Annotated in this window: 29 protein-coding genes; 24 read left to right on the forward strand and 5 right to left on the reverse strand. The window is 37.8% G+C overall.

Annotated elements, in window-relative coordinates:
* Nucleotides 1–85 precede the first annotated feature (85 nt).
* From ACM26V_RS24555 to ACM26V_RS24565, 3 genes are all read left to right on the forward strand, one after another.
* Nucleotides 86–1057 (forward strand): ROK family glucokinase, encoded by a 972-nt coding sequence (locus ACM26V_RS24555; RefSeq protein WP_416149377.1) that lies wholly within the window; start codon nt 86–88, stop codon nt 1055–1057.
* A gap of 135 nt (nt 1058–1192) precedes the next feature.
* The gene (locus ACM26V_RS24560) at nt 1193–1765 is read left to right on the forward strand and encodes a hypothetical protein (protein WP_416149378.1); all 573 of its coding nucleotides are present in this window, start codon (nt 1193–1195) and stop codon (nt 1763–1765) included.
* A 19-nt stretch (nt 1766–1784) separates the two neighbouring features.
* Nucleotides 1785–2864, forward strand: a complete 1080-nt coding sequence (locus tag ACM26V_RS24565; RefSeq protein WP_416149379.1) for an MTH1187 family thiamine-binding protein — start codon at nt 1785–1787, stop codon at nt 2862–2864.
* A 63-nt stretch (nt 2865–2927) separates the two neighbouring features.
* Here the strand turns inward: ACM26V_RS24565 and ACM26V_RS24570 are convergent, their stop codons facing one another.
* Nucleotides 2928–3110: a DUF2759 family protein gene (locus ACM26V_RS24570; protein ID WP_416149380.1), complete on the reverse strand. Its 183-nt coding sequence runs from the start codon at nt 3108–3110 to the stop codon at nt 2928–2930.
* 240 nt (nt 3111–3350) lie between these two features.
* Here ACM26V_RS24570 and ACM26V_RS24575 point away from each other — a divergent pair, with 240 nt between their 5' ends.
* Together ACM26V_RS24575 and ACM26V_RS24580 are read left to right on the forward strand one after the other, a co-directional pair.
* Nucleotides 3351–3992: an MBL fold metallo-hydrolase gene (locus tag ACM26V_RS24575; protein WP_416149381.1), complete on the forward strand. Its 642-nt coding sequence runs from the start codon at nt 3351–3353 to the stop codon at nt 3990–3992.
* A 208-nt stretch (nt 3993–4200) separates the two neighbouring features.
* A complete protein-coding gene (locus ACM26V_RS24580) occupies nt 4201–5346 on the forward strand; it encodes a class I SAM-dependent methyltransferase (protein ID WP_416149382.1) in 1146 nt (381 codons plus the stop codon).
* Nucleotides 5347–5376: 30 nt separating this feature from the next.
* On the opposite strand, the gene ACM26V_RS24585 is transcribed toward ACM26V_RS24580, so the two are convergent.
* Together ACM26V_RS24585 and ACM26V_RS24590 are read right to left on the reverse strand one after the other, a co-directional pair.
* Complete coding sequence (locus ACM26V_RS24585) at nt 5377–5622, reverse strand: DUF2626 domain-containing protein (protein WP_416149383.1); 246 nt, start codon at nt 5620–5622, stop codon at nt 5377–5379.
* A gap of 280 nt (nt 5623–5902) precedes the next feature.
* The gene (locus ACM26V_RS24590) at nt 5903–6607 is read right to left on the reverse strand and encodes a helix-turn-helix transcriptional regulator (protein WP_416149384.1); all 705 of its coding nucleotides are present in this window, start codon (nt 6605–6607) and stop codon (nt 5903–5905) included.
* Nucleotides 6608–6904: 297 nt separating this feature from the next.
* Between ACM26V_RS24590 and ACM26V_RS24595 the strand changes: the two genes are divergently transcribed.
* Nucleotides 6905–7348, forward strand: a complete 444-nt coding sequence (locus ACM26V_RS24595; RefSeq protein WP_416149385.1) for a YtxH domain-containing protein — start codon at nt 6905–6907, stop codon at nt 7346–7348.
* 200 nt (nt 7349–7548) lie between these two features.
* Nucleotides 7549–8292 carry an ATPase, T2SS/T4P/T4SS family gene (locus ACM26V_RS24600; RefSeq protein ID WP_416149386.1) on the forward strand — a complete coding sequence of 248 codons (744 nt, stop codon included), beginning with the start codon at nt 7549–7551 and terminating at the stop codon, nt 8290–8292.
* Here the strand turns inward: ACM26V_RS24600 and ACM26V_RS24605 are convergent.
* Nucleotides 8279–9712 carry a recombinase family protein gene (locus ACM26V_RS24605; protein ID WP_416149387.1) on the reverse strand — a complete coding sequence of 478 codons (1434 nt, stop codon included), beginning with the start codon at nt 9710–9712 and terminating at the stop codon, nt 8279–8281. The two genes, ACM26V_RS24600 and ACM26V_RS24605, sit on opposite strands and share 14 nt — an antisense overlap.
* A 72-nt stretch (nt 9713–9784) precedes the next feature.
* Nucleotides 9785–10432: a LexA family protein gene (locus ACM26V_RS24610; protein WP_416149388.1), complete on the reverse strand. Its 648-nt coding sequence runs from the start codon at nt 10430–10432 to the stop codon at nt 9785–9787.
* A gap of 157 nt (nt 10433–10589) precedes the next feature.
* On the opposite strand from ACM26V_RS24610, the gene ACM26V_RS24615 reads away from it, so the two are divergent.
* The 17 genes from ACM26V_RS24615 to ACM26V_RS24695 all read left to right on the forward strand — a co-directional run bounded on the left by ACM26V_RS24615 (nt 10590) and on the right by ACM26V_RS24695 (nt 20701).
* The gene (locus ACM26V_RS24615) at nt 10590–10814 is read left to right on the forward strand and encodes a helix-turn-helix domain-containing protein (RefSeq protein ID WP_416149389.1); all 225 of its coding nucleotides are present in this window, start codon (nt 10590–10592) and stop codon (nt 10812–10814) included.
* A gap of 139 nt (nt 10815–10953) precedes the next feature.
* Complete coding sequence (locus ACM26V_RS24620; RefSeq protein ID WP_416149390.1) at nt 10954–11268, forward strand: hypothetical protein; 315 nt, start codon at nt 10954–10956, stop codon at nt 11266–11268.
* Nucleotides 11269–11285: 17 nt separating this feature from the next.
* Complete coding sequence (sinI, locus tag ACM26V_RS24625) at nt 11286–11348, forward strand: DNA-binding anti-repressor SinI (protein ID WP_416151960.1); 63 nt, start codon at nt 11286–11288, stop codon at nt 11346–11348.
* Nucleotides 11349–11390: 42 nt separating this feature from the next.
* The gene (locus tag ACM26V_RS24630; protein ID WP_416149391.1) at nt 11391–11813 is read left to right on the forward strand and encodes a hypothetical protein; all 423 of its coding nucleotides are present in this window, start codon (nt 11391–11393) and stop codon (nt 11811–11813) included.
* A 172-nt stretch (nt 11814–11985) separates the two neighbouring features.
* Nucleotides 11986–12189: a hypothetical protein gene (locus ACM26V_RS24635; RefSeq protein WP_416149392.1), complete on the forward strand. Its 204-nt coding sequence runs from the start codon at nt 11986–11988 to the stop codon at nt 12187–12189.
* 252 nt (nt 12190–12441) lie between these two features.
* Nucleotides 12442–12639 (forward strand): hypothetical protein, encoded by a 198-nt coding sequence (locus ACM26V_RS24640; protein ID WP_416149393.1) that lies wholly within the window; start codon nt 12442–12444, stop codon nt 12637–12639.
* Nucleotides 12636–12821: a hypothetical protein gene (locus ACM26V_RS24645; protein WP_416149394.1), complete on the forward strand. Its 186-nt coding sequence runs from the start codon at nt 12636–12638 to the stop codon at nt 12819–12821. The genes ACM26V_RS24640 and ACM26V_RS24645 overlap by 4 nt, the downstream gene beginning before the upstream one ends.
* Before the next feature lie 19 nt (nt 12822–12840).
* Complete coding sequence (locus ACM26V_RS24650; RefSeq protein WP_416149395.1) at nt 12841–13146, forward strand: hypothetical protein; 306 nt, start codon at nt 12841–12843, stop codon at nt 13144–13146.
* Between the two features lie 78 nt (nt 13147–13224).
* Nucleotides 13225–14535: an AAA family ATPase gene (locus ACM26V_RS24655; protein ID WP_416151961.1), complete on the forward strand. Its 1311-nt coding sequence runs from the start codon at nt 13225–13227 to the stop codon at nt 14533–14535.
* 3 nt (nt 14536–14538) lie between these two features.
* Complete coding sequence (locus ACM26V_RS24660) at nt 14539–15633, forward strand: ATP-binding protein (RefSeq protein WP_416149396.1); 1095 nt, start codon at nt 14539–14541, stop codon at nt 15631–15633.
* Nucleotides 15634–15652: 19 nt separating this feature from the next.
* Nucleotides 15653–16189, forward strand: a complete 537-nt coding sequence (locus ACM26V_RS24665) for a hypothetical protein (protein WP_416149397.1) — start codon at nt 15653–15655, stop codon at nt 16187–16189.
* A gap of 12 nt (nt 16190–16201) precedes the next feature.
* Nucleotides 16202–16627, forward strand: a complete 426-nt coding sequence (locus tag ACM26V_RS24670) for a replication terminator protein (protein WP_416149398.1) — start codon at nt 16202–16204, stop codon at nt 16625–16627.
* A 4-nt stretch (nt 16628–16631) separates the two neighbouring features.
* Nucleotides 16632–17387: a hypothetical protein gene (locus tag ACM26V_RS24675; protein ID WP_416149399.1), complete on the forward strand. Its 756-nt coding sequence runs from the start codon at nt 16632–16634 to the stop codon at nt 17385–17387.
* A 14-nt stretch (nt 17388–17401) separates the two neighbouring features.
* The gene (locus tag ACM26V_RS24680) at nt 17402–19000 is read left to right on the forward strand and encodes a DEAD/DEAH box helicase (RefSeq protein ID WP_416149400.1); all 1599 of its coding nucleotides are present in this window, start codon (nt 17402–17404) and stop codon (nt 18998–19000) included.
* Nucleotides 18987–19364: a zinc-finger domain-containing protein gene (locus ACM26V_RS24685; RefSeq protein WP_416149401.1), complete on the forward strand. Its 378-nt coding sequence runs from the start codon at nt 18987–18989 to the stop codon at nt 19362–19364. Before ACM26V_RS24680 ends, ACM26V_RS24685 begins: the two co-directional genes overlap by 14 nt.
* Nucleotides 19337–20296: a hypothetical protein gene (locus tag ACM26V_RS24690; protein WP_416149402.1), complete on the forward strand. Its 960-nt coding sequence runs from the start codon at nt 19337–19339 to the stop codon at nt 20294–20296. Before ACM26V_RS24685 ends, ACM26V_RS24690 begins: the two co-directional genes overlap by 28 nt.
* Nucleotides 20297–20308: 12 nt before the next feature.
* Entirely contained in the window at nt 20309–20701 is a 393-nt protein-coding gene (locus ACM26V_RS24695; protein ID WP_416149403.1) for a DUF3310 domain-containing protein, read from the forward strand.
* Nucleotides 20702–20724: the final 23 nt, after the last annotated feature.

The raw sequence follows: 20724 nt of genomic DNA on the forward strand, positions 1-20724 counted from the left end.
TTCAAGGTCTTGTGTGGTTTGAGCTGCGTGTCATGTTACAATATGAACAAATAAAAGTAAATTGTAGGTGCAAAGGATGATGAAGTTGAATAACAAGTTTTTAGTAGGCATTGATGTAGGTGGAACAACAGTAAAGCTTGCGTTTCTTGATGAAGAAGGCGTAATAAAAGAAAAGTGGGAAGTAGAAACGAATCGTAAAGAACAAGGGAAATATATTATGAGAGATGTATCGGATTCGATCTTGCAAAAGGTCATTCAGTTAGGGATAAGTAACGAGCAATTACTTGCAGCTGGAGTTGGAGCGCCAGGATTTATAGATGTTCAAAATGGTGTGATCATAGAAGCGGTAAATTTAGGGTGGAAAAACTACGCTATTCAAGAGGAACTAGAGCAACTGTTGAACATACCAGTAGTTGTAGACAATGATGCGAATCTTGCTGCTGGCGGTGAAAAGTGGAAAGGTGCAGGCGAAGGGGCCGAGAACCTTTTGGCTGTGACGCTTGGGACAGGCGTAGGTGGAGGAATTATTGCTGGAGGAGAGATAATTCATGGTGATAGCGGAATGGCTGGGGAAATTGGCCATATTGCTGCAGTCAAAGAACAAGGTGCTCCTTGTAACTGTGGTAAATTTGGTTGTTTAGAAACAGTTGCTTCTGCTACAGGAATTGCTCGTCTTGGTTTAGAGGCAGTTCAAAGAAAACCAGAAGGATATTTAAAAAAGATTTTGGATGAATCTGGAACAATTAGCGCTAAAGATGTTTTTGATGGCGCTAAAAATGGCGACGTAGTTTCAATAAGTGTTGTGAAAGAATCTACGGACCATTTAGGGTTTGTGTTAGCTAATTTAGCCAATGCTTTGAATCCAGAAACGATAGTTATCGGTGGAGGGGTTTCAAAAGCGGGGTCATTTTTAGTTGATTACATAAGAGAAGCGTTTAATCGATTTGCAATTCCTAAAATTGCTAAAGATACAACGATTAGAATTGCAGAACTAGAAAATGATGCTGGTGTGATTGGAGCGGCATGGTTAGCTAAACAAAAAAGAACATTTCTATAATAACGTGGGGGATTGAGGAAAAGTCTTCAGTCCTCCACGTTTAATCATTAGACGATTGTAATGCACAATCAATTGATGATAGAACATAGAAAATATCAGTTTAAATAAATTAATGAGTATTAAAGGAGTTTTAAAATGAAAGGAAATGCGATTGTTCTTATTTTACCAGCATCGGTGATGATCGGTTTATTTATTTTCGGATACTTGAGTTTATCTCAGGAGGAAGTGGTGTCAAATGAAGAATTGCAACATTCACTTACTATTAATAATGAATTAATTGATGAGCGTACGCTACATATCGAATGGAAATGGGGCGATTTTCCTGAAGACGGAATTCGAGGGAATGATTTTATTGAAATTTTACTCCCAGATGACGTAGTAGATGAGTTAAATGATCACGACGTTGGTGTCCATATTTCTTTGTCGCAAGGAGATCAAATGATTTATGAGAGCAACCGATCACAAATATCTGCAAATGGGTTGATTATCGCATTTCCAAATGAAGTTCAAGATGAACAAATTTTGGGGCCGAGTGGGGAATTTACCGCTACTTTCGATGAGTTGAACATAAATGACTTTCGAGAAGAGATAGAAATTCGCTATTTCCATACGTGGTTTGATCATCAAATCGAATTGAAACCTAGAGTTGATATTGATCAGCGATTAATCGACGAGGGCATTCAAAGTTACTGGATCGTGGCTTCGTAAAGGTGAGGAGGAGTAACCTATGATAAAAGGTTTATCTTTTCAAAAGGGGATCCTGTTTATTGGTCATAAATATGTTGCCTGCTCATATAACGAAAATGACAAATGGAAGACTTGGATCAAACCGAAAACGTCTAGTACGATGGTCGAAGTTGGAAAAATGATTTTTACTTCGATGCCTAGATGGTTTTATTTATTTTTGATGGGATGGGTCATCCTGATTATTTATCCATATGTACTCCGTTTATTTGGATTAGATGGGGCAATTGGACTTCCTTTGTATACACTTATTTATTTTATGATTGGTACACATTTTTGGTTTCCAAAGGAGCTGAAAAAGTATCATGGAGCCGAGCATAAAGTATTTAGTTTTCGAGGAGTTGTATCAGTTAGAAATCACTCAGCAATTAAGCGAGCGGAAATCACTAACCGTGGGTGTTCGACAAACGCCGTGGTGCTTTATTTTTTGCTTTTAGTGATTACCGCAGGGGTATTATTAGCCATTTATGAGACGGCTTTTAGAAACGTATTGGAAGCCGCAACATATATATCGTTAATCATATGGCCGGCAACCATCTATTGGCTTAACCGAACGAAAAAGACAAAGGGGCATGAGTTTCTCCTTTTAATATCTTATTGGTTGCAACGTCATGTCACAACGCTTGAACCGGATGACGTTCACGTAAAGACGGCAATTAGGGCTTATCGAAAATTAGCTTTAAAAGAATTCCCGAAAAAATTAGTTGTTAAGAGAAAAAAGAAGGAGGAAATATTTATGGCAATAGCTGATATTACAATTATGCCACTCGGTTCAAATTCTACCAGTGTATCTGACGTGGTAGCTGAGGTGCATCGTACATTGAAACAATCAAAATTACCTATAAAATACGAACTCACATCAATGAGTACGCTCATTGAAGGGGAAATCGCTGATATTTATGCTATTTTAAAAGAAATCCAAGAAGTTCCATTTAAGTTAGGTCATCAAAGAGTGGCGACAAATATTCGTATAGATGACCGAAGAGATCGTCCATCATCTATTAAAGGGAAAATAGAGTCAGTGGAAAAAAAGATTGCGGAACATCAAATCGGTGAAGAGTGAATATGAAAAAAACTTCTGCTAATTATAGCAGAAGTTTTTTTAAAGATTATTATCGTACTCAAATCAGACAGTTCCACCGCTACCCAAGAAAAGAATCGAAACGAGTGTGCTAATAGAAAACCATCCAAATAAACCAACAGATACTGCTGCAAACCCGACGCCGAAGAAATTTTTTCGCTTGAATTCAACGAGGCCACCAAATAAAGATAAAATCGCTATTAAAAGAGTGATAATCCCCAATACCATCTATTTTTCCTCCTTTACATAATAAACATGTTTTATGTAGATTTGAAACAGTTAATTATCATTTACTGTTTACATCTAATGTTTGCCTTAATCATGAGTTCATCACTTATTTTACTTTTTTTTTTAATTTTTGTCGAGGTAAAAGTAATAAATATTTGTAGATGATCGAAAGGAACTTTGAAAAAGCATTGTTTTCCATAGTACAATAGAAAAGAATGAAGTGAAAAGGAGGTCATTGTGATGAAGTGGGAAAAGTTGTCTTTAGGTCCATTACAAACGAATGGATTTGTTATTTATAAGGATTCTAACCACGCGTTAATGGTTGATCCAGGAGGTGATGAAGAGCGACTGTTTGATTGGTTAAATGACCAAGGGTTGTCGATTTCAGCGATTATATTAACACATGCTCATTTTGACCATATTGGTGCTGTGGAAGCTGTTAGGAAGAAATACGGCTGCCCTGTTTACGTACATAAATTAGAAGACCAGTGGTTAGTTGATCCACAGTTAAATGGATCTGGATTGTTTTCAGGAATTGATGAAATAAATGCGAATAAAGCAGATTATCATTTTCCAAACGAAGGTCCGTTTCAGCTTGAAGGCTTTGAATGTGAATTATTTGAAACCCCAGGGCACTCTCCAGGGAGTGTATCATTTTATTTTCCAGAAGAAAGAGTAATTTTTTCTGGGGATGTGTTATTTCGAGGTGGAGTTGGAAGAACTGACTTGCCAGGAGGAAATCAAGATACGTTAATGGATACGATTCATGAGAAAATGCTCAAGCTCCCTGATGAAACCGTGGTAGCAAATGGTCATGGGCCAGTTACGACGATTGGAGATGAAAAAGAAACAAACCCGTTTATTAATGGATTTGGTTGGTGAGTTATGTTTTTTGCTTAAAAGTATTATAACTAAAAAATGACCTTCCATGGGGAACATAGAAGGTCGTTTGGGGAGTTAATCAAGTATCAATGAACATTGAGGGGGGAGGGGGAACTCCCGAAAATCATTGTTCTACTGACATTTTTATTATAATTCGACATTAACACTGTGTCAACAGTGTTAAAATATTTTTTTGGGAGAGAGTTTTATGTCTAGTAGTGTTATAGAAAGGTTGAAAACTCAATCACACTCTCCATGGAGCTTTGCCACCTTTATGGAAACTGCACTATACGATCCAAAGGTAGGATACTACATGAAAGATCGCCAGAAACTAGGTAAAGATGGAGATTTTTATACAAGCAATCATGTTCATCCAGTATTTGCAGAAACTTTTGCTCGCTTTTTCCTAGACGTAATCACGAAGGAAAATATGAAAGCTGAAATTTGTGAGTGGGGGGCGGGGGATGGATCGTTCGCCTGTAATATTCTTGCTTACATGAGAGAACAAAGTCCAGAAGTGTTTGAAAAAATGACTTATTATATTATTGAGTCAAGTCCTTATCATCAATCTATTTTATTAGACAGATTAGCTTTATTTAAGAAACAAATAAAAATTTATAGTACATTAGAAGAATTAAAAAAGGAAGTCACACATTTCCAAGGGATTATTTTCTCAAATGAATTAATTGATGCATTTCCAGTACATATTATTGAAAAGACTTCTGAAGGTTTAAAAGAAGTTATGTTGGAAGTTGAAGGAGAGCACCTTGCTGAAAAACTAATGACATCTGAAAATAATCAAGTACTAAATTGGCTAGATAAATTTGGACCAACTACTCTGCCAGAGGGGCACCGATTCGAAGTATCACTTTCAATGAAAGAATGGTTGGTAAATGTATCAACTTGGTTAGAAAAAGGATTGCTTGTCACTGTAGATTATGGCTATCGAAATGAAGAGTTTCAATGGCCAGAGAGGAAAGACGGCTCAATCCGAGGTTATAGAAACCATGAAATGGTCAAGGATCCATTGAAATATCCTGGGAGTATGGATTTAACATCTCATATTCAGTGGGATGCTTACGAACAAATTGCGAAAAATCAAGGCCTCACAATGGTTTGCCATGATAGACAAGATAAATTTCTATTAAAAGCAGGTCTATTTAGTTTCTTACAATCCCCGACAGATATGAACCCATTCTCTGATGTATTCAAAAAAAATCGAGCAATTCAATCATTAGTTCATCCGGAGGGCATTAGTACTTCCTTTCAAGTTAACGTTCAGGGTAGAGGATTAACACAGGTAGAGAAATACCTCATGTTTCAGGAAGATCCATACCAATTAAAAAAACCTTGACGTATTGTCAAGGTTTTTTGTGCAGTTTTATTAGTGTCCGCCAATTTCTGGGACCATAATAAATGTTGTGTAGTACGTAAATCCAATAAAGAACAACGTTAGATATGCACCGAAAATATACACATAAACACGTTCTGTTAATTTTAAGTAGCTAAGGGCTATAAACATCCCTGTTTGACCGAAGAATAAAATAGCAGCTGCATGCATATCCCCAACCATAAACAATACAGCGAAAATTCCTGTCCAGAAACCCAATACTCGAAACATGCGATCCACGACTCACCCCTCCTTTATACATTACATAATAACTAACTACCGCTTTTAGTATAACCTACGAATGAAAGTTTGTTCACTTTATTATAAAGGCAACAAATCACTTTGTAAACAACCGGGATTATTACGATAGACAATCAAACGAGTTATATTAGGTTATAATGAGTCGCAAAGCTAGAAGTGGCTTTCCAATAACAGTGGGTAAAGAAGACAGCTTGAATGCAAACGGTGTGAATCAGGAACGGATGTAGTACTTGGCTCTGATGAAAGCGAGTTTAGGTAATTAGTGATTTAACACAACCGTTGTATAAGTGCAGGCCATTTCATTTTTTTGAAACATGTTTGATTCTTCTTTTAATTCGACATCACTAAAGAAAAAACGGAAAATTCCATTGATTAATGCGTGATGCATGTTGCAAATTCCTTTTGAAGGAGCAACTTCTTTAAAAGTACAATTAAATATTCGGAAAACGACTTCATTTTTTTCTTGATCATAATGGATCTCCGGATTCAATCCTTGATTAAGAGCAATTCTCTCGATGAATTTAACCTTTTCTGCAGTAACCATATCGTTAGGATCTTCATTTAATGTTTGAACAAACGCTCGGGCAGATTCATAGCCGAAACGATCACCTGTTGTTATTAGTGCCTGTTCCCCAGCTTCACCTAATGCACTTAACGATTCGATAGCAATTTCGGAAAGTCTCTGATAATCCCGATATGGAAATTGTAAACTAACAACTTCATCAGACAATCGATAAAACCGACTCGGTCTTCCTCCTTTTCCTGTTTTTTTTGTGTCGGAAACAAGCATATTTACATCTTCTAGCTTTGTTAAATGTAGACGAGCAACATTAGCATGGATTTTAAATGTATCGGCAATTTCTTGGACCGTTACATCGCGGTGTTGCCTAGCTGCGTATTGATAAATCGAAAAACGAGTAGGATCTGATAACACACCTGTAATCTTTAATGTTTGTTGTTCCATTGTGATTCACACTCCCAATTCCAGTTTATCTACATTATATTACAGATCTATTATTAATAAATGCGTTTTCAGCATAATTATGTGACTAAACTAGTAAAATATAATCTTAAACAAAATTCATGGTATACTTTCTTATAGTTAAGTAAAAGAATGAATTTAAATGAGTCAAAAAGGTCATTATTATAATAAAATCTATAAATTAATTGAAATTCATGTTTAATAATGAATAAAAAAAGGTATTAGAACATTAGTCTAGAAACATTACATATATAGAATATTAAAGGAGGATGTAAAAATATGAGTAAAATGGATACAAAAGATTTTATTATTGGTGCAGTCGTTGGTGGAATTGTTGGTGCTTCAACAGCTATGTTATTAGCTCCAAAGTCAGGTCGCGAACTTCGATCTGATATCAATGAAAGAGCAACAGAGGCAAAGGAAAGAACAGTTGAATTTTCTAACGTTGCTAAAGAAAAAGGTACAGAATATTCACAGTTAGCCAAAGAGAAGTCAGATGAGTTAACGAAGTTAGCTAAAGATCAGTGGGAGCGTGTTGCTGATAAAACAGCAGCTGTCACAAACAAAGCAACTCAGATGGGTGATGATTTGGCTGAAGATGTTAAAGAAGTAATGGATAGTGAGAAGGCAGAAGGCAAGAAATTAGCAAAACAAGTAGTAAAAGAAATTGAAGAAACAAAAGAACGCTTAAAAGAAGATGCAGATAAGTTAAAAGATAAATAAAATACAAAAAAAGACTAGTCATTCTTGACTAGTCTTTTTTGTATCTAGCTAACAAATATTTGCATAACTTTGAAAAGTTTAGTATTTAAGGTCAAGCGCAAAAATATTTAATTTTTTTTAAAATAAAAGGAGGAATATGAAAATTGTTGTCGAATATATGTTTTGAGACAAGTTATTAAATTCAGTATAGGTGGTGGTCTATGGATATGGATATTGAACAGAAAACAAAATTGATTTTATCTGAAGCGCTAAAGTTTGGTGCCTCTGATGTGCATTTAATCCCCCGAGAGCGAGGGTCAACCATTCGATATAGAGTGGATGGTCAATTATTAGATGTAGAGAAGTTGCCCTTGGCTACGATGAACAAGCTGATTGCCCATTTGAAGTTTATTTCGGGAATGGATATCGGTGAACGGAGACGGCCGCAAAATAGTGGTTTGGAAATGACTCTTGAACATCAAGTTGTTTTCACGAGAATTTCAACCTTCCCGTCATCTTCTTTCGAAACCCTCGTATTAAGACTATTTCCACAAAAACATTCTAAAAGTTTAGAACAACTTTCTTTATTTCCTTCTCAAATTAAACACCTCCATCAATTGATTCAAAAACCAAACGGACTTATTATCGTCTGTGGCCCTACTGGTGCAGGAAAGACAACGACACTTTATTCGTTACTACAAAAACGAACAGAAGAAATCAACGAAAATATCATTACGTTAGAGGATCCAGTAGAGCAAATTCAGCCTGGTTTTTTACAAATGGAAATTAATGAAAAAGCAGGTGTCACATACGCTACAGGTTTGAAAAGTCTACTCCGCCACGACCCCGACCTCATCATGATTGGAGAAGTTCGTGATACAGAAACCGCAAAAATGGCTGTACGAGCAGCTTTAACAGGGCATTCGGTTATGTTAATAGGCACATACATATTTAATAGAAAGTAATGCTCTTTATTACAACGGATTCGGGGTTTCTTTCTTTGGTGATCTTGTCTACTTTGATCTCTTTCACGGACAGCTGCATAAATTGTTTCTTTTCTACACTGGAAAGTTTACTCCAGGCAGAGGTGATTGATTTCAAATATTCTGCTGAGATAGTTGGTTCTTTTTGTTCTGCCCCGCGGATCTCATTTAATTCTAACCTGATCTGACTTTCACGGTCTAGTTCTTCTTTTGATCTCTTTTGAAAATCTTCATCTGATATGTTTTCGTTTGCCCAGGCATATTGCCACTTAGCTCTACGCTTTTCAATTCCTGCCAATTCTTTTTCGTACTCCTCAATCAACAGAGTATTACTGGATTGTCCATCTCCTGTTTGGTCGTCAAACGATGACAAATCCCAAGAGGTTAAATATTTATGGAATTGACTTTCTAAATAGTTCGATGCGATGGAAGGTAAGTCGCATCCGCCGAATGTTCTTTTTGTGCATCTGTATGATTGAGAATAATATTCTTTCTCTCCTCTTATAACCGTCGAGGATTTCCCTACCAGACCTCCGCCACATCTAGCGCATTTCCCTATTTGACTAAACATGTACGTGCTAGTAGCTGATTTAGCCGGAAAGGTTTTTCGTTTCTGCATTAGATTCTGTACGGTGTCAAATTTATCTTTATCGATAATAGGAGGGACGGCATCTTCGACTTCAAAATAATTTTCTTTATTTTTTCTGTAGTTATACCGCATCGTCCCTTTGTACAGGGGGTTTTTGAGGATGTACCCAACGGTCCCCTGTTGCCAAAGAGCTTTTCTTTTCGACGCAATGTTTCTTTCATTGAGCTCTATGGCAATCTTGTGCATAGATTTCCCTTCCAGATAAAGATCAAATAACTCTCTGATCATTTTCGCTTCGCGCTGATTCACTTCCAAATAATCTCCTGCGATGTCGTATCCATAAGGAGGTCGGTTATTTACCCACTTCCCTTCTCTTGCTTTTTGCTCCATTCCAAAGCTGATACGTTCTCCTGTGTTCTCGCGTTCCCACTGAGCAAGACTTGCGATTAAGGTGACAAACAGTCTGCCGGTAGCTGTTGTCGTGTCATATACCTCTGTGGCAGACTTAAACTTGATGGCGTGTTTTTCAAACAGTTTTATCATTTCATACAAATCTAACACGGATCGTGTAAGTCGATCTAAACGATAGACCAGGACACAATCAAAGACATCTTTATCTAAGGACCCTAGCATCCTTTTTAGTTCCGCACGCTCCATATCTTTTGCACTTAACCCTTCATCGACGTAATACTGCACAATGTCCCACCCTTGAGACACGGCATAGGCTTCTAGCTTCATTTTCTGCGCTTTGATGGAATAGCCCTCTTGCACTTGCTCGTTTGTAGATACCCGTATATAGACTGCTGCTCGCATGGCCATATCCTCCTTATAAAAATAAGAGCAGACCGTCATCTGCTCTTCATGTAAATTATCAACGTTGGTAATTTAATTGGCTGTTACGATATAAACGACAACCTTACCGTGAATGACCAGGTCTGAGCTGTCACTTGACGTTAGGTGGTCTGTAAAACTTTTATCGTATGAATCTGGTCTAAATATCAGTTTTTCATCTGATGTGTAAAAACGTTTAACTGAGTATTCGTTGTTGTGGCTGTAAACAACAATGTCACCGTCTTTTAAATTTTGTAATTCTGTGTACTTTACGGCAATCATTGATCCGTGTGGAATGATCTTATTCATAGATTCCCCATTTACTTTCATAAGATAGACTCCGGTATCTCCTGCCCATTTACCCATGATCGCGTCAGGGATTCTGACTTTCTCAACGTCACCATCTGTCATACTGTCCACATCTGACGGGAGCCCTGCTGATATGCTTACGGGAAAATAGTTGTATTCTGTTAAAAGTTCCTTGTTGTCTTTTTCTTCCCATCCCATTAAATAGGCTGGTGATACTTTCAGTGCTTTTGCTAACGGTTCGAGTATTTCAAATGGCATGTTCTCGATTTCATTGCTCTCGTATCTGTATACTGTTGCTCTGTTTTTTCCTATCATTTCTGCTAGCTTGTCCACCGAGTACTTTAATTGTTTCCTGCGGTGACGTATTCTTCCCCCAACGTTAATCTCAAACACCTCCTCTTTTGAATATCCTAATCATAACCTAATTGTCGCAAATATGCAACAATTATTTATTAGCTAAGAACTTTTTTATCTAAATGTGCGATTTTTAGTTGACTTCCGTTTTTATTTATCTTATGATTACATTAATCGCATAAGGCGCGACAAGGAGGTGAAGGTTTTGAATGTAAACAAATTGCGAGGAAAGATAGTGGAGAACGGTCTATCCACGGGCGAGTTAGCTAAGCGTATTGGGGTGGATCGAAGCACGCTGTACCGAAAAATGAACAATAACGGTGATAGCCTAACTATCAAAGAAGTAAGACTTATATCAAAAGAGTTGAATTTGTCGCACGATGAGGCAATGGCAATTTTTTTTAGCTCATTTGTCGCATGATGTGCGACAGAAAGGGGGGGTAGAGCATGTCTGATCGATCAAAGGAACCGTCAGATGACGTGAAACGTCAGTTGGTTGTCTTCCTCCGCTCATGCGAGTCACTGAAGAGGGAGACAGCTAAAAAGAAGGAGGAATCGAATTGCTAAGAAAATCAGATTTTACATTAACAGGAAGAATTGATCGGTTGGATGAGTTTGAAATAAGAATGCTGGTTAATAGGATCTTTCATCATTATTCAACAGCAGTCAGGTTTTTTATCGACTACAAGGTGATCGGAAAGCATGTACACCTTGCAGAAAGTTACGATGCTGAATTCCGCGGTATGGAAAGTTCGTTACTTTTTTTAGGTATTAATGTGGAATACCGAGGGGCAGACATCCTCCAACCTTACTTTTTCGCTGATGAGATCATTACTGAATTCGAACGGCCGGAAGAGGAGGTCGAGGCTAAATGAAACAGTGGGAAGAGCTCATGCAAGAAGCAAGAGAAATCGGCTTATCACCTGAAGAAGTGCGCGAGTTTTTGAAGCGTTGATGGTGAGTAGAGAGAAACTATTCAATAAAAGAGGAGTTAAAAATGACTAATGAGGCTTATGAAATAGTAACGTCATTTGAAGTAGAACCATCCGAAGTAAAAGCATTTAATGTTATTTTTTTTATTAATTATAAGGATGAAGGGTTCAAGGAAAGAATAATAAACATCAATAATCAAGGACATTATGTAGTAATGACAAGGAATCTCTTCTTCTTCTTTGGACTTCCTCTTTTTTTAGTCAAAATATTAAGTTTAATGGATAATCCAGCAGAAGTAAGAGAGCTACTGGAAGGAGAGTTTAAATCTACAAATCTTAATTTTTTAGAAAAAAACCAATTATCTTTTCAGAAAGAAAAAATCGCAAAGAAAATTCAACAATCACTCATAAAAGAACTAGATCATTTTTTACAAAAAGAATTAAAAACTTACTATGGCTTGAAGAGTCATCCTAAATCAGTTCGTTAAATAAAATGTATGAAATTTCTAAGCCAATCAATCAAAATTAGTGCAGATTTCGAGAAAATTTAACATCAACGAGCTTAACTGCTCGTAAATTTTTTTAGCCTATCTCGGAAAATGCTGGTCAACTTACCAGTGTACGCAAGAGTCAAAATTTTATACCTAAAAGGAGGAAGTTATGAGACCAACATTGTTAAGTCGAATTGGATCAGCGCCAAAACCAAAGTTTGAATATGTGGTCAGAGCAGAAACAGAGGGTGGATATTTTAAACAGTGTGGCTTTGGCAGTGAGGTTCAATTATCAGATGAAGAAGCCATTTATCAAGCTAAGCGGATCCTAGGCGAGTGTTACGGATCAAAGTGGAAGGTTGAGGAGTTATGAGGCTCTGTAGCATTTGCGAAAAGAAAACTCATAACAAAGAGTTTTGCACGGAATGCGAAGAAAGAATGATAGCTGGAAGAATAAGAGTTAAGAAGATACTGGCACGAAAGAGGGCGGTGAAGTCATGAACGATAAAGCTTTGAAACTATCAAACTTCTTTTTGTACAAGTATCTCACGAACAAGGACAAGCCTAAATATTCTGCATGGTGCTGGAAAATGTATCAAAAATATCAAGAGAAAGTCTGGAACTCATGAACGTCTACTTTGTACATTACAAGCGGTTTAAAGATGGTCGAGAAATATTTCACGCAGAAAACAGCGAATTTGTTGTAGCTGATAGCGAATCGCAAGCTCGAGAGAAAACGATTATTAGCAAGACTAGTGATTTTTTCAATATCTCAGTTGAAGTGTTGAGCGTTGAATTCAAGTGGAAGGTTGATGACAAATGAACACAGCTGAAATGAAGACTTGGCAAGATCGTTTGAACAGCATCGCAAAAGCTGAGGGCACAGTAAAGGTCGATCGTCTAGCAAACTTTCAGAGTGATTTGAGTAATATCTATGGTCGATTAGATTGTATAGATGATCCGTTTGCTCAGAAGCTTTATGACGTAGCTGAAGAACTTTATTAACTGAGAGGAGGTGAACGATTTGAACGCACAGGAAGCAAAGGAACTTACAGAAGAAGGTAAAGATGTTGGATTTGAAACAGCTATTGAAATGATTTGTTTGGCGATTAGAGAAGAAGCTTTGAAAGGTAACGAATCATTAATCAAAGGACAATTTGATTATCTTAGTTTCAAAGATAATTACAAAGTATTGGATCTGTATTTTGAAGGAGAAAAAACGATTGATCAATATTTAGAATATTTTTTCAGAGCTGGCTTCGAGATTGTTATCGATCACGATTCAAACGTCATCAAAGCAATCGAAATTAGCTGGAAAGATGAAAAATAACCACTGCTACCAACAGTGGCTAAACAAAACTTATTGAAATCATTATACCACAAAACATAGGAGGTACGAAAATTGTCTATGAAAATAAATAAATTAGAAATTGAAAATATCAAACGGGTTAAGGCTGTAAAAATTGAGCCTACTGCCAATGGGTTGACCATTGTCGGAGGAAAGAACGGACAAGGTAAAACAAGTGTGCTCGATGCTATTGCTTGGGGTTTAGGAGGTGATCGTTACCGCCCCAGTAAAGAATATCGAGAGGGATCGGTTACACCGCCAAGTCTAAAAATCACGATGAATAATGGCTTAGTGGTTGAAAGGAAAGGAAAGAACAGTGACTTAAAGGTTGTTGATCCTTCCGGTCAAAAAGCAGGACAACAGCTCTTGAACAGTTTCGTGGAAGAGTTGGCTATTAATCTACCGAAATTCATGAACCAGTCTAATAGAGAAAAGGCAGATACACTCTTGCAAATTATCGGGGTTGGTTCTCAACTATACGAATTGGATCAAAAAGAACAGCGTATCTACAATGATAGGCGCGCGATTGGACAGATTGCCGATCAAAAGAAAAAGTATGCAGAGGAACAAAAGTTTTACCCTGAAGCTCCAAAGGAATTGGTTTCGGCTTCTCAGCTTATCCAACAGCAACAAGCTATTCTGGCACAAAATGGAGAGAACCAACGCAAGCGTCAAAATGTAGCCAACATTCAGCAACAATTTAACAATGAGAAAGCAGAAATTGATCGTATTAGCCGTCAACTAGAAGAGCTGCAACAAAAGCATAATCAAACGGTACAAGATTTGAACACAGCTCAAAAAGGCGCGCTTGATCTGCAAGACGAATCGACAGAGGAATTGGAGCGTAATATTCAAAAAATTGATGAAACGAATCGTTTGGTACGAGCCAATCTTGATAAGGAAAAAGCAGAGGAAGACGCCAAAGAAAATGCAAAGAAATATCAAAAACTTAGCGCGGATGTAGAAAAGGTTCGACTAGAAAAACGGAACCTACTAAACAATGCAGATTTACCTTTACCTGAACTGTCTGTTGAAGATGGTGAGTTGATTTACAGAGGGCATAAGTGGGATAACATGAGCGGATCAGAGCAATTGAAAGTGTCTACTGCCATCGTTAGGAAGCTTAAACCAGATTGCGGATTTATCTTGATAGACAAGCTCGAGCAGATGGATGAAGATACGTTGAAAGAATTTGGACAGTGGGTTGAACAAGAAGGATTACAGGCCATTGCGACACGTGTAGGAAATGGAGAAGATTGTTCAATCATCATTGAGGATGGTTATGGATCAGGTCAAAATATCCAAGCGAATGAAATTCCTTTTACCCAAGAAGCTCCACAACAAAAAAACTGGAAAGCGGGTGAATTTTGATAAATGAATATTACAAAAGGAAAAGTGGCAAAAGCGCAAAAAGTCGTATTGTATGGACCGGAAGGGATCGGCAAATCCTCTTTTGCAGCACAATTTCCAGATACACTTTTTAGCGATACGGAAGGTAGTACTAATAACATGGACGTGGCTCGTATGGACAAGCCGACCAGTTTGACGTTTTTGTACCAACAAATTGAATTTGTGAAGCAGAATCGTCCATGCAAGACATTCGTCATTGACACAATTGACTGGGCCGAAAGGTTAGCAATAGATTTTGTGACTAGCAGGGCGAGCAAGGAAAGTATAACAAGTTTTGGTTATGGGGAAGGTTTCATCCAACTGGAAGAAGAGATCGGAAAGCTATTAAATAGATTATCCGATTTAGTTGAAATGGGTATCAATGTTGTTTTGAATGCTCACTCAAAAATCACAAAATTTGAGCAGCCAGATGAAATGGGAGCCTATGATCGATATGAATTAAAGCTAGGCAATAAAACAACTGCTAAAACTGCTGCTTTAGTAAAAGAATGGGCGGATATGGTCCTATTCATGAATTATAAAACATTCAGCGTGGCAACAGATGAAAAAGGTAAAAAGCATAAAGGACAAGGTGGCGTAAGAACAATTTACGCTAACCATCACCCAGCTTGGGACGCTAAGAACCGTCACGATCTACCTGACGAATTTCCGATGGAGTATTCACAGATTGCTCATATTTTTAATGGTGGTAATCAAGCGACACCAACGCAACCCGAACCGCAACCTGATCCAGTTATTCATCAGCCAACACAGACTGAACAAACGAGATCGGCACCTGAAACAACGAATCAAACAACTGAGCCTACAACACAATCAGAACCGGAAAAAACAGCTCAGCAGTTAGATTCAAATATTCCGAAATCTTTACGTGACCTTATGGAGAAAGATCAAGTAAGTGAAGAAGAAATTCAAGTGGTCGTAAGTCAAAAAGGTTACTATCCCCAAGGTACTCCTATAACAAACTATGATCCAACTTTCATAGATGGTGTATTGGTGGGGGCATGGGTGCAAGTATACAAAATGGTTCAAGATTTCAGAGAGAGTTTACCATTTAAATAACTAAAAGGAGAGTGTTCGCATGACTCAGCAAGAGAGAGAACTAGGTTGGGATGATGAGATAGAAAAGGAAGGTGGCAATTTTGTATTATTGCCCGCAGGTAATTATAACTTTACCGTACAAAAATTCGAACGAGGACGATTCCAAGGGAGTGAGAAAATGCCTCCTTGTAACCAAGCGAAGCTTGAAATAACGATTCATAGCGCTGAGCATGGTGATGTCATTGTATTTCATAATCTTATGCTCCATACCAAGACAGAAGGTTTCTTATCAAATTTCTTTGCTGGAATTGGCCAAAAGAAAAAAGGTGAAAAATTGCGTATGAACTGGAATGCAGTGATTGGCGCAAAGGGTAAATGTAAGGTGATTCAAAATAAATATATGTCAAAAGGTGAAGAACGAGTCAATAACCAAATTGAAACATTTCATCCATATGAAGATTACTTGAAACAGAATGGTGGAGCACAACAGCCGCAAACTCAGCCAAATCAAGCACCATTTCCGACCGGTCAACCACAGAATCCACAACAAGGTGGATTCACGCCAGGTCAATTTTAAGGGGGAGAAATAATGTCAAAACACATTGATTTACCTTTATCAAATCTAGCTCATGGAGCCATTCAGGAAAAACTGGATGGCGAGCTAGTTAAAGTCTTTGCCAATATCCATGATCCTAATACGAAAGCAGAAGCAAAACGCTCTATCACAATTAAGTTGGAATTTGAACCAGATGAAAACAGACAAGCCATTAAATTGAACAGTGATTTTACAACGAAATTGGCGAATGTCGAAGGTGTTTCTACAACTGTACTAACTGGTAAAAACTTAACGTCAGGAACAATCGAAGCGAAAGAACTTAAATCAGGCGCTAGAGGACAAACCTACATGGATTTTGATGAAGGAGAATTAAGGCACGACACTGGCGAACCTGTAGACGTTATCAAAAAAGAAGAAGATCGAAGAAATATCATCAATTTACAAAAAGGAAGAGGGTAATTATATGTTGTCGAAAGAAGCCATTCAGTTTCTCATGCAAGAAGGGATTAAGCCAGATGAAAGAGTTGTAGAAATTACAGACGTAGATGGACGTGAACGAATTTTTGTTATTGATGAAGAAGGACGAGGAAGTGAGATCAGACCGATTATCAATTTAGCAAAACAAAAATTCTTATTAAGTTCTTTAACTGGTTTGATTAATTACATTCAATCAAACCTAGATCGTCAGGATGAAAATCTTTTTTTACATGTTGATGATGAGAAAACCGTCTCTTTAGAAAGTAAATTGTTTGATGATGGCAGTCGAGAAACGCTTGTAGTCGCAAATGCTATTGTCCCTAGTTTTCGTTATGAATATTACTACGATGCAGAAGAAATGTTGATTAACTTCCAATCTAAATTTAGATTTACAGATGATCGTGATTTATTGTTAAAAGTCGTTGGAAATGTTAAAGAAGAAAATGTCCGTCAAACAGGAGATACAGGGATAGCGCAAGCTGTAACGATTAAGACTGGTATATCGTCAGCTGATGATGTCGTAGTACCTAACCCAGTAACATTAGCGCCATACCGTACATTTTTAGAAGTGGAACAACCGGAAAGCGATTTTATATTCCGCATGAAAGAAGGTCCACAAGGTGCAATTTTTGAAGCTGATGGAGGAGCATGGAGAAATAATGCCATTGGCAACATTAGAGATTATCTGGCAAATGAATTAAAAGAAGAAATTGAGAGTGGAAGAATTACTATTATCGCATAACGAGGAGGTAGCCAATGGAATTAAGACACTATCAACAAAAGGCGCGAGAATCCATTCAACAGGAATGGCAAAAAGGAAATACCAAAACACTCCTGGTACTACCTACTGGTTGCGGTAAGACAATTGTTTTCAGCAAAGTGATAGAAGATCGAGTAAAGAAGGGCGAGCGTGTGCTCGTCCTTGCCCACAGGGGTGAGTTACTGGATCAGGCAGCAGATAAATTGGAACAATCAACTGGATTAAAATGCGCGACTGAAAAAGCAGAGCAAACGTCATTAGGAAGTTGGTTTCGGGTGGTTGTAGGAAGTGTTCAAACGTTAATGAGAGAAAAGAGATTGCTAAAATTTCCTAAAGATTTCTTTGACACCATCATCATCGACGAAGCACATCATTGTTTATCTGACAGTTATCAAAGAATCTTACATTACTTTAATGCAAATGTTTTAGGCGTTACTGCTACTCCTGACCGTGGAGATATGAAGAATCTAGGAAGTTACTTTGACTCGTTAGCTTATGAATATTCGTTACCTAAAGCGATTAAGGAAGGTTTCTTGAGTCCGATAAAGGCGTTGACTATACCGCTTAAATTAGATTTAACGGCAGTTAGCCAACAAGGTGGCGATTTTAAAACAAGTGATCTAGGGTCAGCATTGGATCCCTATTTAGAGCAAATAGCAGATGAAATGGTTAGGACAGCTCATGATCGTAAATCTGTTATCTTTCTTCCATTGGTTAAAACAAGCCAACGATTCAAGGAAATCTTAAATGAAAAAGGCTTTCGTGCTGCAGAGGTAAATGGAGAGTCAAAAGACCGCGCAGAGATTTTGGAAGATTTCGACAAAGGTAAATACAACGTGTTGTGCAACTCCATGTTACTGACAGAAGGATGGGATTGCCCGTCAGTAGATTGCATCGTCGTATTAAGACCAACAAAAGTAAGAAGTTTATATAGCCAAATGGTGGGGCGAGGTACCCGATTGTTTGAAGGAAAAACTGAATTATTATTGCTTGATTTCTTGTGGCATACGGACCGCCATGAGTTATGTCATCCGTCTCACTTAATTGCAGATAGCGATGATGTGGCCAAAGAAATGACAAAGAAAATTGAAGAATCTGGCGTGCCTTTGGATTTAGAAGAAGTTCAATCCTCGGCAGAAGAGGATGTCGTTGCTCAACGTGAAGAAGCATTAGCCAAACAACTAGCTGAAATGAAGCGACGAAAGCGGAAACTTGTGGATCCGCTACAGTTTGAAATGAGTATCCAAGCTGAAGACTTATCTGGCTATGTTCCTTCCTTTGGGTGGGAAATGGGACCACCAAGCGAGGATCAAGTGAATAAGCTAGAAAAACTAGGAATTATGCCAGATCAAGTAGACAACGCAGGAAAAGCTTCTAAGATTCTAGATCGATTAGATAAGCGTAGAGATGAAGGATTAACAACGCCTAAACAAATTCGATTTCTGGAACAAAGAGGGTTTAATCATGTTGGTAAGTGGTCCTTTGAAGATGGCAAAAAAATCATTGATCGTATCGCAGCAAATGGATGGAGAACACCACCAGGAATAAACCCTAAAGAATTTAAACCGGAAGGTGAAAACCATGCTGAAGGATAAAGAGAAACGAGTCAAGATTCTTAAAACAGTCAGTTACATTCATGATAATCACTGTGAAGGTTGTCAAGACCCTCGGAAGTTTAAGCAAGAAACGGCAAACAAGACGGGGGGCACTTACGCTTTGAATGTAAATAATCAGTACTGTTCTAATGTTTGTCCGTATGGCCAGAAATTACGTGATGCTGGCAGAATACTAGAAGGTCACGACGGAGAAAAAAGAATTAGAGAAAAGAAGAGACAGCCCCATATTAGCGCATATCAAACCAGGATTAATAGAGGTATGAAAATTAAAGATATCGCTATGGAACTAAACGTCTCTGAACCAACTTTAAAGCGATGGAGAAAAGAGTGGGGTTTACCATGATCCTAGAAGAGAGATTGAAGATCCTTGCTCGTGTGGATGACATCGTAGATAACCAATGCAAAGGGTGCGAGTTTAATAAACGTGGAGACAACTACTGTAAAAATAAATGTAAGTATGGGAAAGAACTCTTAAAACTTGGAAACAAGCTAACTAAAAATTCTAACGTTCGCAGAGTTGCGAAAGAGGCAGATAGACAAGCATTTGTTAAAAAGAAAAAGAAAAAGGAGGCTATGAAAGTGAATAAAGTAGAAGAGAAATCGACAACGCCTAAACGATCTAAATTGATTAGATCGGCAAAGGTAGACACCACAAAAGGCGAGTATATGAGGTTAATCAAAGAAGGTTATCAAAATAAAGAGATTGCTAGTTTGATGGGGATTTCTCCTGTTAAACTGTCTCAGTTAAAAAATAATAAGTGGGGGCTGAATGGGTGGAATAGGCATAAAAAAGTAGTTTCGTCTGATCCCAGGCAGATCAAAGAGGTTAAAAAACTTTCAGATCCAGACCTTCCAAAAGTTGAAGAAGGTTCACCTTATGCTCCAGCTTCTAAAGAAGAAAAACTCCACGCTGAAATTATAAGGTTGAAGAAAGAGAACGAAGAGATTGGCAAGATCAGAGTAGAAAATGAAGAACTAAGCGAACACATTGAATTACTAAAAGGACAGATACAAGCAAAGGATAGAAGTTTCGTAGAACTCGAAGCCAAATTTAATCATTTGAAAAGAGATGCCAGTAACCAGATGCCTGCTGCAACAGAGGAAGAAAGAGCCTATGCCTATGAAACGTTGAAAAGCAAGTACAAGCGAAAGCTTGATAATCAAAATATAGCCTTTGAGGATTTAGAAAATCAATTAGATGAATCGCATAAACGGTTTGATCGACTTGAAGATAGATGCGATGCGTTGCAATATGCATTGAAAATGTTTTTATAGGAGGGTGAGACCGTGAAAGAGGCATTAGGAAAAGTGAAAGACAAGCGTACAGGTGTTGAGCTCGATTATATAAACAAAGATGAGAACGGCTTTGAAGTAGTAATGTGGCATGGAATAAATGGTAAGGCTGAAAAAACGCAATGGGTATCTAACTCTAATTGGCAAGAAATAGACAAGCCGGATCCGCTAACAATAAATGATCCTATTAAACCGAATCACTATCACAGTGGAGGGATCGACGTGTTTACGTACCTTGAAGCCAATCTATCAAAGGAAGCTGTGATTGGGTATCACCAAGGATCAGCAATCAAGTACATCATTCGTGCCGGCAAAAAGGGAAGTGATTCAGAGGATTTTAAAAAGGCAGCTGCTCACGTGGATAACCTGGTGAGGTTGTCAGAGTAGAGAGAAACTTTGCAGTAAAGGAT

This window comes from Salipaludibacillus sp. HK11, from assembly GCF_047795645.1.
Lineage (GTDB): Bacteria > Bacillota > Bacilli > Bacillales > Salisediminibacteriaceae > Salipaludibacillus.

Bases quoted from the DNA above. Each gene is read 5' to 3' on its own strand.
- ACM26V_RS24640 (WP_416149393.1), top strand. From the start codon at position 12,442: ATGAACGTCTACTTTGTACATTACAAGCGGTTTAAAGATGGTCGAGAA.
- ACM26V_RS24655 (WP_416151961.1), top strand. From the start codon at position 13,225: ATGAAAATAAATAAATTAGAAATTGAAAATATCAAACGGGTTAAGGCT.
- ACM26V_RS24595 (WP_416149385.1), top strand. From the start codon at position 6,905: ATGAGTAAAATGGATACAAAAGATTTTATTATTGGTGCAGTCGTTGGT.
- ACM26V_RS24660 (WP_416149396.1), top strand. From the start codon at position 14,539: ATGAATATTACAAAAGGAAAAGTGGCAAAAGCGCAAAAAGTCGTATTG.
- ACM26V_RS24630 (WP_416149391.1), top strand. From the start codon at position 11,391: ATGACTAATGAGGCTTATGAAATAGTAACGTCATTTGAAGTAGAACCA.
- ACM26V_RS24565 (WP_416149379.1), top strand. From the start codon at position 1,785: ATGATAAAAGGTTTATCTTTTCAAAAGGGGATCCTGTTTATTGGTCAT.
- ACM26V_RS24685 (WP_416149401.1), top strand. From the start codon at position 18,987: ATGCTGAAGGATAAAGAGAAACGAGTCAAGATTCTTAAAACAGTCAGT.
- ACM26V_RS24635 (WP_416149392.1), top strand. From the start codon at position 11,986: ATGAGACCAACATTGTTAAGTCGAATTGGATCAGCGCCAAAACCAAAG.
- ACM26V_RS24590 (WP_416149384.1), bottom strand. From the start codon at position 6,607: ATGGAACAACAAACATTAAAGATTACAGGTGTGTTATCAGATCCTACT.
- ACM26V_RS24575 (WP_416149381.1), top strand. From the start codon at position 3,351: ATGAAGTGGGAAAAGTTGTCTTTAGGTCCATTACAAACGAATGGATTT.
- ACM26V_RS24665 (WP_416149397.1), top strand. From the start codon at position 15,653: ATGACTCAGCAAGAGAGAGAACTAGGTTGGGATGATGAGATAGAAAAG.
- ACM26V_RS24675 (WP_416149399.1), top strand. From the start codon at position 16,632: ATGTTGTCGAAAGAAGCCATTCAGTTTCTCATGCAAGAAGGGATTAAG.
- ACM26V_RS24570 (WP_416149380.1), bottom strand. From the start codon at position 3,110: ATGGTATTGGGGATTATCACTCTTTTAATAGCGATTTTATCTTTATTT.
- ACM26V_RS24670 (WP_416149398.1), top strand. From the start codon at position 16,202: ATGTCAAAACACATTGATTTACCTTTATCAAATCTAGCTCATGGAGCC.
- ACM26V_RS24600 (WP_416149386.1), top strand. From the start codon at position 7,549: ATGGATATGGATATTGAACAGAAAACAAAATTGATTTTATCTGAAGCG.
- ACM26V_RS24560 (WP_416149378.1), top strand. From the start codon at position 1,193: ATGAAAGGAAATGCGATTGTTCTTATTTTACCAGCATCGGTGATGATC.
- ACM26V_RS24580 (WP_416149382.1), top strand. From the start codon at position 4,201: ATGTCTAGTAGTGTTATAGAAAGGTTGAAAACTCAATCACACTCTCCA.
- ACM26V_RS24605 (WP_416149387.1), bottom strand. From the start codon at position 9,712: ATGCGAGCAGCAGTCTATATACGGGTATCTACAAACGAGCAAGTGCAA.
- ACM26V_RS24690 (WP_416149402.1), top strand. From the start codon at position 19,337: ATGGAGAAAAGAGTGGGGTTTACCATGATCCTAGAAGAGAGATTGAAG.
- ACM26V_RS24645 (WP_416149394.1), top strand. From the start codon at position 12,636: ATGAACACAGCTGAAATGAAGACTTGGCAAGATCGTTTGAACAGCATC.
- ACM26V_RS24680 (WP_416149400.1), top strand. From the start codon at position 17,402: ATGGAATTAAGACACTATCAACAAAAGGCGCGAGAATCCATTCAACAG.